Origin of the sequence: Streptomyces sp. MS19 (assembly GCF_047200595.1) — a bacterium.
Lineage (GTDB): Bacteria > Actinomycetota > Actinomycetes > Streptomycetales > Streptomycetaceae > Streptomyces.
Window position 1 is genome coordinate 99,485 of record NZ_JBJZOH010000018.1, and the last position, 14,859, is coordinate 114,343.

Here is a 14,859-nt window from a genome sequence, read left to right on the forward strand (position 1 = left end):
GCGCGTAAGCGGCACGGCCTCTGGTACGGCAAAGGGCCAGCAACGGGGATGAAGCCCCTGAGCTGGCCCTCAATGCTGTGCCCCCGGCAGGATTCGAACCTGCGACACCCGCTTTAGGAGTGGGATCGAATCCTTGCCGGGGGATGCACCGTGCTGCCTCGGAGTACTGTTTGGCCTGATCAGCGCTCCGCGACGTCGTGTGAGATCCCACTTGGGATGTGCTGTGCTGAGCCGTCCGCTCACGCATCGCTCACGCATGTGAGTGCAGGTGTCGGCGACCTGGCCGAATGAGTGTCAGGGCCCGGTCAGGTCCTGGGCGCCTTGATTTGCGACGCGGCTGGCTGTCCAGCACTGCCTTTAGCACCCCAGACCACTTCTATCAGGGCGCACACCGGATTGACGCCGTCAATTCAGCGATGTGAGTAGCTGTCGATAGCCACCGCTACAGAATTCTTCATTTCTAGATAGGGCGCGATAAAGTGCTGCCTTCCAGTGGTTTACGCTCTTTCTTTCAGCTCCCCGAGCCAAGGCGCTAAGAGTTGATTGCAACCCGGAATCGCCAAGCGAAGTATATGTTTCATCGTATAGATCGATTTGATCCGTTAGCTCCGCTACGGCCTCCATCTGATAGAAATCGAAAAGGCCAAGTATCTTGAACTGCTTTTCGACTCTCCCGAAGGTGAGGTCGTCAATTTCGTCGGAGCGATGCAAAGTGTATCTGATCGAGATGGTGCTGTCGACGTCTATTTCCGCGAGTAGCATTTCAGTGTCCGGGAACTCGTCGAAGTATGCGTGGAACATAAGTAATCCGTCTACCCTGTCACACTCATCTCCCTTTAGTCGATTACATCTTTCGCAAACGGGGACAAGGTTGTCGGCTAGGATTGAATATTCCGGGAAGTGATTCTTTGGAAGGAAGTGATCCAGGGCGCAGACCTGAGCTCTTTCGCATAGCGGGCACCGAGAGTTGCGGGACAGAGCTGTCCGGAAGATCGAGTTTCTGAGATCTTCCAGGGGGCGACCTCTGTCCAGAAGCGCGTAATTTCCCAGAAGGGCTTTGGTGAGCACATCGGAACCGTGGGCGAGCGACGTAAACCGGCGAATATCTCGTAGCACGTCTTCATAGTTTCCGTAGGCGTCGATGATTCCCGTGCGCACTCCCATGAGCACACGTCGAGAGGACGGTCGTCTCCGGCTTACAGCGAGATCAAGATCGGCCAGGCGATCCCTGTCCGGGCGGGGGAGCCGAATCATCTAGCAGGCCGATCACGACTGATGCTCGCCAGGTAAGAAATGGACTGCGCGCTCATCTCGCCATCGAACAGTTCCATGATCTCATCCAGGTGCAGGCTCTCCTGCATCGACCGGAGGGTGGAGTGATAGTCGGTCGCGCTGCTATCCAAGTTGAATACGTGGCGCGTCAGCAGTCCTACATTTTCTGCGAAAGTTTCGATCTCCGGAGTGGCAACGAGTGTGAGATCTCCGAATCGCTGCAGAACCCTGACGTAACGTCTGGGGACTTCCTGGAGGAGGACCGGGGAGTGTGTCGCCATCACAGCGTAGGAGTTGAACTGATCCAGGGATATGTTGATGCTCTTGAGCAGGGCAGCCAAGAGCGGAGGGTGCAGGTGGGATTCGGGTTCGTCGATGAGGACCAGTGACCCGGGCTCCAAGTGGGCCACAAGCTGCACAACAATGTTGAGCACGAGTTTGTGTCCGGTGCTGAGACCGGAAAAGGAATCCCGCCACGAATCACTGTCGAAGGCGAAGGTGTCGGACAGCTTGACCCGTTTGAACGACGGTTCGCGGCTCAGCGGAGAGAGGGCTGCTGCCAGCCTTTGTTTACGCTCGGGTGTGCTAGCCCTAACGAGGGCAGACATGATGTCACCCTGGATCTCCTCGGAACCTTTGAGCGACCCGGTGCGGGGCGAATCGGGACTAAGACTGCGATCGTACCTACGAAGGCCGCAATAGGTGTATCCGGAGACCTCACCGCTTGATTGCAGCCGGTCTTCTTCCTGTCGGTTCTTCCCTGGCAGGTCGAACGTATCGAAAGCACTGTAAGAGATGGCTATGACCGAGGAGAATCGTGGAGCACTGGCTCCTTCGGGGAATTCTCCGTACTGCCGGATGAAGCTCTCGTCGGCTCGGTCGGTTAGGTCCGCATGTGCGGTGTTGGCTAGGTTGGCAAGGAGCTGCGTTTTTCCGCATCCGTTGTAACCCACGACGACGTTGATGCGGCCGGGCAGGGGGTGGCGGTCCGCGAAACCGAAGTGAATGGGGAAGGGTTCTCCTCCAACACTCGTTCTGAACGTGAACGCGAGCGCATTGTCCCGTGGGGCTATCGCTCCTCCGAACAGGGCTGTGGCGTCTCTCAGTGCGAGTTCGGCGTTCCCGTAGCGCAGGAGTGATGCGGCCATCGCCGGCTCGTTGGCGAAAGATTCCCTGAGTGAGGGGTCGATGGCGATATCGCGGAGCCCGAACAGAATACTGTCGCGCAATTCACCTGGAAGTCCGTGCAGTGCTTCGTAGTAAGAAAATGCCTGCCCGAGTGAACAGTAACTGTCGTCGAGCCGGATGAAACTGTCGGGCATCTCGGTGGCGCCGCCCTGCTGGCCTCTTTTGATGATCTTGACGGATCCCAAGTCGATGGACGCTTCTGTTCGAGACGGGTACAGATAGGCATCAAACATGGTTTCGAAGCCAAAATCATCCCAGAGGTCGCGCCGGAGAACGAGTGCCGGGAGACTGGACGGCACGGTGAAGCCCGCGCTGCGAGGCACTACAAGAAAATGCATCGGCGTACTCCAGACGTGTGTCCACCAGAACCGATATAAGCGAACTGCTAGGTGTGCGAGCCTGGGGGAGTCGGTGGCAGCTGGCAGGGGTAGAAAGGTGCCCCTGCCCGCTGCCCGACCGGTCAGTCGAAAAGGCTCTGTAGTCTCGACTCGATCCAGCCGGGCCGTCGAAGCAGTTCAAACGTATCGACGGCGACGACCGCGCGCTGTGGTGGTTCGCTGCCCAGGACCGGGTTTTCGAACTCCTCGAACACCTCGAAGCCCTCTGCTTCCAGCGAGGCCAGCGCGCGGGCCACACGCTTCGAGCGGGCGGGACCGGTCCAGGACTCAAGAGGATGGGTGATGAGGACAGCGAGATCATCGTGCTGTATGTCTTTCAGGACTGGAAGGCCGTGGGAGGAATCGGCCTTCCAGTGCGAGAAGCTTCTGGCGAACTGCTCTACGCGCTCGAACGCATAGACCTCCTCGGCAGTGAAGTCCGGGTTCTCCCCATCGAGCAGTTCGACCATCTGTGTGGCAAGGCGCCAATCGAGCAGCGGGTGGTAGGCGCTGTTGCTATAGTCCCGCAGGCAGTCGTAGCAGGACGAGTCGCATGGCCCGGCCTTCAAGCTGCCGGAGCGGTGGCGGGTGAGATCGGCCGCGACCTCACGCGCAGCGAGCAGGAAGTCGGTAGGGCGCTTCCCCAGCCAGGTCGAATATCCGGCACCGTTTTCCAAGGTGTCCGAGAGGAAGACTTGTGCCTTGACACTGCCTTCTTCTTCTCCTCGGTCGGGATACAGACCCGCCGAGAGTTCTCTTCCGTCAATGTCCAGTAGCCTGACGGCAGCGAGTTTGAAAACCGTACCGAGTGAGAGCCAAGCAGCCCTTGCGGCCATGCGTCTTGGGTCGAGGGCCAGATCGGCGGGTTGCTCGCGGAGGCCGACCAAAAGAACGTCGGTCAGTTTCACTGAGGCCAGTGCCAGTTTCTCCTCGTTGCTGGCCGAAGGCTGTGTGGGCAGGCCCAGATCTCTCGCGCGGTCGGCATCGGCCAGGAGTTTTGTGTCCAGTAGACCGTCGTGTCCCTTGACCTTGCCGAACTGGTATCCCTCGCCAGTTCCTGCGTTGACCACCACGATGCGTCCCTGGCCACTCCTGAATTCAGCGGCCTTAGTGCAGCGTGGGACGAGCGCTGATGTCGTGTCGAGAGTGAGGCGCGCGGAGAACGCGCGTGGCGTGAATTCGAAGGTGCCGTCGTAATCCTGAGCCTTGTAGCTGGTGCGAAAGCCGAGCGGCTGACACGACGGGAGCATCCGGTAGTCACCGGCTTCTCCTGCAGTGGCCCCACACACAGGACACGAATGCTCGGAATCGCGGAGATTGACGGAGAGGCACTTGGCGCAGATGCCCACCGTGAGACGATCACTGTCCGGAGCTTTGCCGGGCAACCAGTGCCCGTCGGCGGGCTCGTACGTCACGAGGCCGACTGCTGTGTGCAACGCCTTGTCCTTGACCACTTCACCGCCGGGCGCCCACTCCGAGATGGCGATGTCGATGTCCCGGTCGATGACGTCGGTGAGTTCCGGTCCGTGCGGCCTCTGATGATGCAGGTTGCGAACCCGGGTGGGGAATCCGAACATGGGGAGCACTCCGCGCTCCGCGAGCGACTGGCTGAGCGGACCCGCGTCCGGCGCGTTCGTCACCACTTCCTCGATCTCGGGGTAGAGGCGGGAAGTGGCCCAGGAGACCAGATCATCCAGCGAAGGCGCGCCAGGAGACGCCCCCTGCAGGAGAACCTGGCCCGCGTGTCTCTTAGCGATGTCGTTGCCGGCCAACCAAGTGCGGACGTCATCCCGCACCAATGGCCATCCGCTGACGGTCCCGAAGGGCCCGTGGACATTGCGTCCCGGATCCCAGTCGGACGTTCCCTCGACCGACCGGAAGGCGAGAGTCAGCAGGCTTGCAGCGTAGCAACGGAGCAGGATCTCCAGGCGATCGAGATCCACGTATGGGCTCGGCGAGGGATCGCCGGTGATCCGATAGGGATGCTGGAAGTAGTGGTCGTCATGGGTCCTGGTGCCACGGCACAGTGTCAGGGCGATGGACAGGTGATCGAGCCGGCGGCCGGCCCGGCCCACACGCTGCTGGTAGTTGAAGCGCTGTGGTGGCATGTTTGCCATTACCACCGCGCGGAGCGCGCCGATGTCGACGCCAGCCTCCATCGTGGTGGTGACACTGAGTAGGTCGACCTCATCGACCAACTCGATGTCCTTCCCGCTCAGAAAGACCGACTGGAAGAGGGCTTGCCGGGCCTGTGCGTCGTCGTTGTCGGTCTGGCCCGTCAGCTCTTCGCAGTGGAGTCTGAAGGGGATCCCGGCCTCGCGGGCCAGGAAGGTGTAGTAGTCGTCCAGGGTGACGGAATCCGGGTCGAGGGGTTCGGCAACGAGATGTGAGCTGAGGCAGAAGGCACAGACGCCGGCGGAACCGTGCAGGTGCCTTCTGGTGCAGCGTTCACAGCGCCATTCTGTCTCGCCGGCCAGGACAATCCAGATCTTCTGGCCTTCGATCCGGGGCTCGGCGTCGCTCAGACCCAGTGCATTCTTCACCTCTTGGACCAGTGCGTCCGGGAATACATCGTGACGTTGTGCGACGGCTTTGATGTATTTTCTCGCTGCCGTGTGCAGATTCGCCGGCGGCTCAGGCCGCTGCTCCTGAAACTGGCGGCGCACACCCAGCAGCCTCAGCGTGGACAGGCACACCTGGTGGAAGACCTCGTCAACCAGCAACCGGCTCTTGAACGTGATGTCCTGAGAGGCATGGCCGATGCCGAGCGATTCCAGGTCGCGGCCGCCTCCCGCGAAGACTGCCTGCTGGACCTGTGCTTGCACTGTCCGGTGGATTTCGGAACTCAGGACGCTCAGATCGTTGGTGAGGGAGGCAGCGGGCCGTTGGACCGGGACGCCACTCGTCCAGTCGTAGAGATTGGTCCAGCTCCGGGATTCGGTGCTTGCGCTCAGCGAAAACGAAGGCCCACCGGGGTGCACGCCGTACGTGACTGCTTGCGCGCTGACTCCGTTGCCGAGTTCGACAAGTGTCGGGCCCTTCTGCTGGGCCCGGTAGTCCGCCAGCACGCGTTCGTGCTTGGGGGTGAGGCTGTCATGGGCCAAGGCAACCACTGCTGCAACTAGATCGGGTGAACCAGTCGTTGTGAGCTGGGTTAGCGCGGCCTGGCCTGCCTGGTTCCCCTTGAAGAACTCTGCTGCCAGGGCCACGAGATCCTTCGGATGGTCGAGGGCGGCGATCACGAGCTGCCTGACCAAGTCCTGATAGTGCGACCGCTCCAGGCCCGCCGAGATGCGGGCCGCGTCCTGTCGGCTGTCTGAGAAGACGACGATCTTCGTCTGCAGCTGCCTCTTGAGGGCATCGGTCAGGACCTGGTTGGACTTCTCAAAACCTGTACCCATGGTGCGGATGGGGGACCGGGAACGTGACGGGTCCTCGAACTGGCGGACGTTCTTGAAGATCTCTTTGTCTTCCCCGCAGCAGGGACAGACTGTGGGAAAGGCACGGACCTTCCCGAGGTGGCCCTGCGGTTGGCTCTGTGCCACCAGCAGGTATCCGTTGTTCTCCTCGTTCGGGTAGCTGCCAACCTTGCCGCTCACGGGATCCAGCAAGGCCGGAACAAAAGTGAACGTGTATTCCGGCCGATTCTTTGCATTCGGTCGGCCACCCTTGTGTTTGTGTGGCGATATGTCGAGATCGGAGCGTTCTCCCGCAGTGGGCAGGAAGATGCTGTACACATCGGCGGTGCGATCGAAGCGCGCTTTGTCCGGGAGGGATTCGAGATCGGTTGCGGTGGATACCAGGTAGCGCCTGGTGGGATCGTGGCCGACGATCGGAGAATTGAATCCGCCGAGGAAGACCTCTCCGCACGTGTCGCAGTACAGCAATTCCAGGACTCGAGCGCCGCATTCGCAGGCATACCTGGGTCGGCTGTAGAGCTTTCCGACCAGGCGTTCCGCCGGTGACTCCGCGGTGGGTGATTGGACCTCCGAGCAGTTGCGATCCGCGCACGCCCACATGCCGGTGACGTTCCGGAAGAACAGGTGGAGCCGGAATCGCGAGCCGGCATCCGCCTCCTCGTCGAGGCGCGAGATGAGTGCGTCAGTGGCCTCCAGCGCCTTATCGGGTGCGAGGCCAGGGAAGAGCTTGTCGGACACGTCGGTCAGCGGCTTTGCTCGGGGGAAGTCGTCCTCGTCGCTCGCTCTGAACGCAGCCTGGAGCGCCGCATGTCGGTCAGGAAGTGGCGGCAGGGCACCTGTTCCTTGGCCAACGGTGTCTGCCCAGGGCATGAGGTCGGTCCTGCCCGTGGTCCGGACGCGTTCACCGGCCAGCACGGAGAAGCGGTCGGCTGACCGTCCGAAGAAGTCGCTCAGAAACTTCCGGTCCACCGGGTTTTCCGGATCCATGGAGGCGGAGGTGGCGATCACGGACAGTTGGTCGGAATCGGTGGACAACCCGAGCCGGTCAATAAGCTTGCGTAGGAGGTAGGCGACCTCAGTGCCCTGAGTGCCCCTGTACATGTGGAGTTCGTCCACGACCAGGCTGAAGACGTGGTCCTTGGAACTCTCCAGCCAGTCACGGGTCCGATCGAAGATGGGATCCTCGTCTCGGCGCATGAGCATGATGTTGAGCATGCTGTAGTTGGTGATGAGGATGTCCGGCGGGGCGACCTGCATGTCCCAGCGAGAACGCATCTCGGCCCCGAAGGGGCGCTGGAGGAAGTAGCGGGCTTCCTCGTCCTTCACAAGGCCGTCCGCGATGCGCTGCTCCAGTTGGCGGCTTCGGTCCTCCATCGAGGCCAGAGTTCTGCGCAATTCCTTCATTTTGGAGGAGTTCGGCTTGGAAGCTAGCTCCAGCGGGCCGGCAACCGGGGTGCGGCCGGTGTAGCGTCCGAAGTGGAAGCGGTTGCCGTCACGGTGCCTGTCGAACCAGTCGCGTACGTCCGGTGCGTCCAGGCTGCGTCGCAACCTGATCAGCTGGTCCTCCACCAGTGCGTTCATTGGATAGAGGAACATGGCGCGCATGGCCGAGGGGCGACCGCTTCCGTGGCGCTGAGCCTGCCAGTGCTGTGACGTGCGCCACCAGGGCTGCTCGGCACCCTGGGGCCCTATCGGTGCCCACTGACGGGATTCATCGGTCAGTCTGGCTAGCACCGGGACGAGGAAGGCTTCGGTCTTTCCGGAACCGGTTCCCGACGTCACCACGATGTCCCGTCCGTGGTTGTTTGCCCTCAGTGCCTCCGCCTGGTGGGTATAGAGCCTCGGGATTCCCCGGAGCAGACCGGATCCTAGAAGTCCGGCGAACTCCGGAAGCCCTATTTCCGCCGTTAGCTCATCCAGGGTCTGGGCTGACTGCACGTATTGAGGCAAGAGTTCCAGATACGGCTCCTGAAAGAGGACCCCGGGAGTGCGGAGTAGCTCTCTGAGTTCCTCGCCCACCGAAGAGTCGCGAAGGGAGTAGGCGGTGTCGTAGTACCGCTGGAAGTACTCGGCAAGTCGGCCGTGGACGGCCGACGGGGAGATGCCAGACATCAAGATCCTCACGGGGGCCAGACTTAGGGGACGAGTTGAAGTTTCTGGTATAGGGATTCGGCCAATTTGCTGGCGAATGCCTCGTCGATGTTCACGTATCTGACGTAGCTCTTATGCTCAGGGATCGACTGCCGGTCTGGCGCTGTCTGCGGGTCGAGCGCGGTTAGTTGCGGCAGCAGCCCGCTGCGCAGCACGGCGGCGCGGGCGTGGAGATGCGGTAGCTGCATGCGTTTCGGGGCGTAAAGTTCCTGTCGCAGCGGGCTGTACCGCAGCACCCAGCGTTCTGCGCGCGCGAGTTCCGCGTACATCACCGTGCGCTTGTCGGCGATGAAGCCGCTCATTTCGATCCAGTAGATATAGCGGTGGGTGTTGTAGCGCTGATACCGGTAGGCGCCGTGGAGGGGTGGTTCGCCGTGGCCTTCGACATCTGTCCAGATGTCGCTGCCCCCCTCGGACATCTTCTGAGGCTCGATGCCGCCGGGCCCTCGCTGTACGCCACGCTCGGTAAGCATTTCTTGGAAGCGGGGAAGACGCAGAACGAGTTGATCCGCGGCGCGGTCCTCGAAGGCGATGCCGAGTACCTCGCAGAGGGCGCGGCATTCATCAGGGTCCGCTAGTGACACCATCCGCACCGACGGGCCGTCGGCCTGTCGATATGGCGGAAGTGGTACGACGGACTGTGCGAGGGTGGCAATGTCAGGGTCAGGGTCTTCGTGTAGCCGTTCCAGCCGCTGTATGAGCCAGAGCGGCCTTTGCCCCACCAGGAGCGCGTGCCCTCCGGAATCGGGCAAGGTGGTGAGGACCGGTGGCGTCACACTCCAGATCCGGGCTTCCCAGTCAACTTCGACATGGCCGAGAACCTGCAGGTTGTACAGCGCGATGCGCCAGTCCAGCGTCGAACTGTCCTGCTTGCCCTTCCCCAGCCATGTGTACGTGTCGCGGAAGGCATCGAGGCTCCCGGCGCCGCGTTCGGAGCACCACAGGAGCAGCTCGTCGTGCACCATTCACTTCCCTGCCGTGTAGTCGGTCCAGTCTTGTGCACAAGCCACTGCGGTGGTGGTGATGTTTCCCGAGGTCAGCCTGCGCCAGTCGGCTTGGCTCAGAATTGTCCAGCTCCCGGAAGGCACGCCACACGAGCCGGTTTGGACGATCGGGGCTCGCCAGGCCCTGGCGTTCTGGGAACTGGTCACCTGAAGCAGCCATAGAGCTTGAAAAGGCAGAGCAGCGAGCAGCGGTTCGATGTCGATCGCGTGAGGCACGTGGTCCATGGTGGCGATCCAGGCTGGCGCTTCGGGAGCGAGCTGGGCAGCGAGGCGATTCCTGCCCAGGGCGTAGATCGAGCCGCCGAGGCGCAGGAGGCTCGTCGAAGGGAGCGGGTCGCGTTGATAGCTTCCGAAGAACGAGCCGGACAAATGGCCGGGTGGCAGCCAGGGGGCGGGCGCCGACGGACTTGCCGCGTTCGGGATCCTGCTGGGGATGGTAGCCAGCTTGTCGCTCCTCGGAGGGAGCGCTAGTAGTGGCAGGGCAACCCTCTCTCGGTAGCGCTCGACCAGGGTGAAGGTGAGCTTGCGATTCTCGACCTCGATCTCGTGCTCGCCGACGGAGTGCACTCGATCCGCTAGCCGGATCGTGATCGTGTCCGTCGACATTGGGAAAACCGGCGGCAAGGGCACCCCGTCGATTGTGACGGTGCGCGGATGGTTATCGGAAGTCGCTGGCAGAACAAGGTCGGGTGCGTACCCCAGGAGGTAGATCTGCTTGCCACCATCGATGCGGAGGCCGCCGGACAGGCGGGCCAACTGCTGGTGCAGTGGGGCCAGCGGGCCGACGATGCCTCGGACCGTCGTGGTTCGGGTCGGTGTGTAGTCCCTGAACAACGTCCAGCCGTCCGGCACTTGAACTCTGCGGGGCTGGCGCACGGCGCCTGACCCACAGGCAAGCATCACCGCTTCGGCCTGCGCTGCGAAGGCAGTTCTCACCAATACCCGATGCGGCACGCCGATTTCCGCTGTATTGACGGACGTCCACTTCCCGACCAGGTCGTTGGCCTGGAGGACGTAGAGGTCGCGAGCGGGGAGCATAAGTGTGGCGGTGTCGGCGGCCAGTTCGAGCGCCGATCCCGGAGTGAGCTTCTGGTCCGGAGGCGTGAGAGGTAACCATTCCGCGCCCGAGGGGACCCTGACGATGTCGCCGTTCAGACTGAGCGATTCGAGACGGAGGTGGGAGGGGATGCGGGCTGCGATGCCGTAGGGGAAACCGCCGGCATCGGTCGTGAGAGACAAGGGCACATACGGCAGGCCAGCGGAGTTTCTCGGGAGCCCGTCGTAGTGGGCGAGTTCCTGCTGTAGGACGCTCGCCAGGATCGGTCGCAACTCCGGCGATGCCAGAGCGCGCTGGATTCGCGGGCTGGGCCGATTGAGCCGTACCCACTCCTGGAACCGGGCAAGGAGTTCCGTTGCGGGGACCGAATCTCCCGGCTGTGCCCCGATCGCTGACAGGAACAGCCCGACTTGCACGCGGTCCGATCCGACCAGAACGGCTTGGGACAGGGACCAGCCGATGTTGACCTGGGTCGCATGGGGAATAGCGGAGGGCAAGCCACGGCGGCCCTGTTCATGCTCGGTCAGCCACCACTTCAGGTGACCCCACAGGGTGGGCACGATCACGTCGTAGCCGTCCGGTATGCCGGAGCCTTCGTGCAGGCCGAGCAGCTCGCGGAGCGGGCCGTAGTAGGAAAACTTGCCGACTGCAGGGTTGCCGGAGCGGTGCATCCTGGAGGCCGCGAGCACTGTCGCTGCGAGGAGTGCGATGAAGGGCGGGTCGCCCGCGGCCCCGTATCGGCGCCAGCGGCGAGCACGGGAGGCGATGCCTTCGAAGGGGTCACGCCCGAAGACCCGGCTTCTGATGGCAGTTTGGAAGTTCTCGGCTGCGGTCGTGACCGTTGTGGCAGTCTGGGTGTGACTGGTCAGTAGTTCGGTGAGCAGGGCATCGTCTACCGACAAGTACACGGGGGCTGCTGCTTCACGGAGAGGGAAGAAGTACTCCGTGAGAACTTTGTTCCAGCTGTCATAGTCCATGGGCAACCCCCTCATCTGCGTAGGAAGACGTTAGCCCATCGGTAGGACATTGGTCGCTTTTCGAACATCTGTCGGATATCCTTTGGTGCCTGTGCCCGCTTAACTGCCCGACTGCCTTGACAACCGCGGTTTTCTCCGGTGAGCTCCCTCTGTCAAGACATTGAGCAGATCTACTTCGGGGAGTGCCTCCGTTGACCGCCGCACGATCGTCAGCGCGAACCCGGCCCATGGGGAAGGTGCTCTCTCTCTTCACAGGAGCGGGTGGCCTTGACGCGGGTCTGGAGAGGGCTGGGCTGGCTACCGTCGCTTGCATGGAAGTTGCCGCTGACGCCAGGGCCGTGCTCGCAGCCAATCGGCCGGGATGGGTCATGCCTGGCAACGGCGATGTCAACACTGCTGCCCAGTACCTGACTCCCCGAGCGCTAGGGATGAAGCGCGGGCAACTCGACCTCATTGCGGGGGGGCCGCCTTGTCAGCCGTTTTCAAAGGCTGCGCAGTGGGCTTCGACTGCCCGCAGCGGCATGGAGGACGACCGCGCCAAGTCTGTGCATGGGATGCTCGACCTGGTTGAGGGTTTCCTCCCTAAGGCATTGCTTGTCGAGAACGTTGAGGGGTTCTTGAGAGGGAACGGGAACGCCTCCGAGGTCATTGACGATGGGCTCGCGGGTATCAACGATCGGCATGGCACCTCCTACAGGATGGTGGCCAAGGTCGTTGACGCAGCTGACTACGGGGTGCCTCAGCATCGACGCCGGGCTATCGGCATTGCGTACCGGGACGGTGCAGAGGTTCACCTGCCAGAGGCGACGCATGCAGGCGACCCGATGCGGGCCTGGGACGTGCTTTGGGATCTTGAAGAGGACGAGAAGCCTGTTGCTACGGGGCAATGGGCAGCGCTACTGCCTTCCATCCCGGAAGGTGGCAACTATCTCCATCTCACCGCCCGTGGCGACGGTGAGGAACTCTTCGGCTGGCGAACCCGGTACTGGTCGTTTCTGCTGAAGCTGGCCAAGGATCGACCGTCCTGGACCTTGCCGGCCTCTCCTGGGCCGAGCACTGGGCCGTTCCACTGGGATAATCGGCCCCTTTCTGTGCGTGAACAAATGCGCTTGCAGACCTTCCCTGATGAATGGAGCATCGATCAGCCGTTCCGCGCCGGTCGGCGGATGGTGGGTAACGCGACCCCCCCGCTACTTGCAGAGGTGCTGGGGCGAACAATCGTGAGAGACCTTGAACTGGGCGGGGCTTCAGCCAGGGCTCGTCTCTTGTCGGGAGCGCCGTCCTTGCTGCCCGAGCGTCAGCTGAGGGTCCCGCGTGCCGTCGCGCCTGTCCCGATTCCTGAGGCGTACCAACCGCACGTGGGTACCAAGGAGGCTCATCCAGGCGAGGGGGTTGGACCTTCGCCTCGACGGTTGGCGACGAGAGGCTGACCTGATCTGCCCTCTTCTGCGAAATCTGTTGCTGGGCGAGCCTTCGGCCGAAGAGGGAGCGTCTGCGCCGCTGAACCCAGAAGGCGGGCTGTGACGGGGGCGGGTTTTTAGTGGCTGGACCGGATCATCACGGTTAGGACCGGCGAGGCCGGTGACGGCTGGCTCCGCCCGATGTCCTCGTACCCCCACGACCTATAGAGCACGTGGACCTTCCCGCCCCCGGCGGCCGGGTTCACCATGAGAGTGACGAACGGCTCGTCGCGGGTAGCAAGGAGTGCGTCGTGGATGCGGCGGGCGGTGCCGGTCTTCCGCCAGGCCGGCCGGACACCGATCTCCTTCAGGGCCAACGCCGGGCGCTCGGTGTATTTCTCGGCCGGCGTCGGGCTGGTGCGCTGCCAGTAGCGGTCGCCGTGCTCGATGGTGTTGCCGTAGGCGTAGCCGACCGGATGCCCGTCCGCGTACGCGAGGACGGCCGTGAACCCCGGCTCGGTGCTGTGTCGGTCCAGGCGTTCGCCGAACGCGGTGACGGCGTAGTTCGGCAGGTGGAGGAGTGGGGCGCGTACGTCGGCGTACACGTCGAGGAGGTCGCCGCGGGCGGTGTCGAGGGTGGTGAAGGTGCGCAGTTCGATGGCGGGCGCCGTGGTCATGCGGCCATCCTCCAGGTGGCGGTGTGCTCCGTCCAGGTCTGCACACTGGGGCTGCCCGGCGCGGTGGCGCGCAGTGCGGCCCCGAACTCCTGCAGCATGCGCGTGACCCGGGCGTGCTGGGTGGCGGCTTCGGCGGGGACCTTCATCGCGGTGGCTGTGGCGGCGTCGGGGGCGCCCTGTGCGAGCTGGGCGTGTGCGAGCCGGGTGGTGGTGATGGACCGGGAACGGATCATGTGGGGCCGGAGGGCGGACAGGCAGCGATGGGCGTGGTACTCAGCGGTCGAGTAGTCGCCGAGTGCCAAGTGTGCGGAGAGGGCCAGGGAGTCCAGTTCGGCCTGGTCGTAGAAGGCGAGCATCCACACCGGCCGGTAGGCGGCGGGGTCGGCGCGCAGCATGGCGTCCTGCGCCCGTTCGAACGCCCGGCGGGTGCCGGTGCGGTCCTGCGCCGCGCCGTGGATGGCCCCCTGGCGGGCCATGCCGAGGGACGCGAAGAGGGGGTCTCGGCGGGTGAGGTGCAGGTTGCGGGCGACGTCGTTGGCAGCGAACGCGTCCGCCGGTCGGCCCATGTGGCGGTACATGGTGCCCGCGTGGCTCCAGATACGGAACTTGATTGCCTGGTCGCCGGACATCTCGGCGAGGGCCTGGGCCTCGCGCATGTGTGCCTTGGCGATGTCGTAGCGCCGGCCGTCGATGGCGGCCCACATCGCGGAGGAGCGGAAGGCGGCTGCGGAGGCGTAGAGGTTGCTTCGTACGCGCTGGGTGGCGCTGCCGACGTTCTGGAGATTGAGCGCCTCATCGGCGAGGGCGGCGGCCCGCTGCTCGATGCCGAGTTGTCCGCCGTGGCGGTGGTCGCTGGCGATGATCTCGGAGAAGCGCTTGTTCAGGCGGTTGACGTCGCTCATGCCGATACGGCGCGGCGATGCGGTGCCGGGGGAGGCTGCTGCTGCGGCAGCCGCCGCGATGCTGCCGACGAGGGTACGGCGCTTCATGTCGGGGTCCTCCTGCTGCGGTGGGGCCGGGGTGGACGGAGGCCGGCCCCGTGGCACGAACCCTAAAGCGACGGCGGGTAGTCCGGTGACGTCCTTAAGTGCCTTGCGGGCGGCTGACTTTGGCCAGGCACCCGGCCCGCCTTCCATGCCCGGACCGATGAGCCGTCGAGCCCTCCAGGGCGCCCGGTCAACCGTTCAATGGCCCTGTTCACGGCCTCGGCGAGGCTGTTGGAGCTGTAGCCGTGTTCGGTCATCCACGCCTCAAGAACGGTGTTGCGGGTGGTGTCCATGCGGGCACGGTAGCCCGCGCGATCCTCACCTGCCAGGTAAAGGAGAGGTCAAAACGTC

8 protein-coding genes are annotated in these 14,859 nt (G+C 63.3%); 1 reads left to right on the plus strand and 7 read right to left on the minus strand.

Annotated features, from left to right (window positions below):
* Window positions 1-405: 405 nt before the first annotated feature.
* The 5 genes from ACL02R_RS18615 to ACL02R_RS18635 form a co-directional block, all read right to left on the minus strand.
* Window positions 406-1,158: an HNH endonuclease gene (locus ACL02R_RS18615; protein ID WP_412798058.1), complete on the minus strand. Its 753-nt coding sequence runs from the start codon at window positions 1,156-1,158 to the stop codon at window positions 406-408.
* A 92-nt stretch (window positions 1,159-1,250) separates the two neighbouring features.
* Window positions 1,251-2,798, minus strand: a complete 1,548-nt coding sequence (locus ACL02R_RS18620; RefSeq protein WP_412798059.1) for an AAA family ATPase — start codon at window positions 2,796-2,798, stop codon at window positions 1,251-1,253.
* A 122-nt stretch (window positions 2,799-2,920) separates the two neighbouring features.
* Complete coding sequence (locus tag ACL02R_RS18625) at window positions 2,921-8,368, minus strand: DEAD/DEAH box helicase (protein ID WP_412798060.1); 5,448 nt, start codon at window positions 8,366-8,368, stop codon at window positions 2,921-2,923.
* 23 nt (window positions 8,369-8,391) lie between these two features.
* The gene (locus ACL02R_RS18630) at window positions 8,392-9,372 is read right to left on the minus strand and encodes a hypothetical protein (RefSeq protein ID WP_412798061.1); all 981 of its coding nucleotides are present in this window, start codon (window positions 9,370-9,372) and stop codon (window positions 8,392-8,394) included.
* Window positions 9,373-11,445, minus strand: a complete 2,073-nt coding sequence (locus ACL02R_RS18635; RefSeq protein ID WP_412798062.1) for a hypothetical protein — start codon at window positions 11,443-11,445, stop codon at window positions 9,373-9,375.
* A gap of 227 nt (window positions 11,446-11,672) precedes the next feature.
* On the opposite strand from ACL02R_RS18635, the gene ACL02R_RS18640 reads away from it, so the two are divergent.
* Window positions 11,673-12,875 (plus strand): DNA cytosine methyltransferase, encoded by a 1,203-nt coding sequence (locus ACL02R_RS18640; protein WP_412798063.1) that lies wholly within the window; start codon window positions 11,673-11,675, stop codon window positions 12,873-12,875.
* Between the two features lie 107 nt (window positions 12,876-12,982).
* Here ACL02R_RS18640 and ACL02R_RS18645 read toward each other — a convergent pair whose 3' ends face one another.
* On the minus strand, window positions 12,983-13,522 hold the full coding sequence (locus ACL02R_RS18645; protein ID WP_412798064.1) for an N-acetyltransferase family protein: 540 nt from the start codon (window positions 13,520-13,522) through the stop codon (window positions 12,983-12,985).
* A complete protein-coding gene (locus ACL02R_RS18650; RefSeq protein WP_412798065.1) occupies window positions 13,519-14,511 on the minus strand; it encodes a hypothetical protein in 993 nt (330 codons plus the stop codon). Before ACL02R_RS18650 ends, ACL02R_RS18645 begins: the two co-directional genes overlap by 4 nt.
* Window positions 14,512-14,859 lie beyond the last annotated feature (348 nt).

Bases quoted from the DNA above. Each gene is read 5' to 3' on its own strand.
- ACL02R_RS18645 (WP_412798064.1), bottom strand. From the start codon at position 13,522: ATGACCACGGCGCCCGCCATCGAACTGCGCACCTTCACCACCCTCGAC.
- ACL02R_RS18640 (WP_412798063.1), top strand. From the start codon at position 11,673: ATGGGGAAGGTGCTCTCTCTCTTCACAGGAGCGGGTGGCCTTGACGCG.
- ACL02R_RS18635 (WP_412798062.1), bottom strand. From the start codon at position 11,445: ATGGACTATGACAGCTGGAACAAAGTTCTCACGGAGTACTTCTTCCCT.
- ACL02R_RS18630 (WP_412798061.1), bottom strand. From the start codon at position 9,372: ATGGTGCACGACGAGCTGCTCCTGTGGTGCTCCGAACGCGGCGCCGGG.
- ACL02R_RS18625 (WP_412798060.1), bottom strand. From the start codon at position 8,368: ATGTCTGGCATCTCCCCGTCGGCCGTCCACGGCCGACTTGCCGAGTAC.
- ACL02R_RS18620 (WP_412798059.1), bottom strand. From the start codon at position 2,798: ATGCATTTTCTTGTAGTGCCTCGCAGCGCGGGCTTCACCGTGCCGTCC.
- ACL02R_RS18650 (WP_412798065.1), bottom strand. From the start codon at position 14,511: ATGAAGCGCCGTACCCTCGTCGGCAGCATCGCGGCGGCTGCCGCAGCA.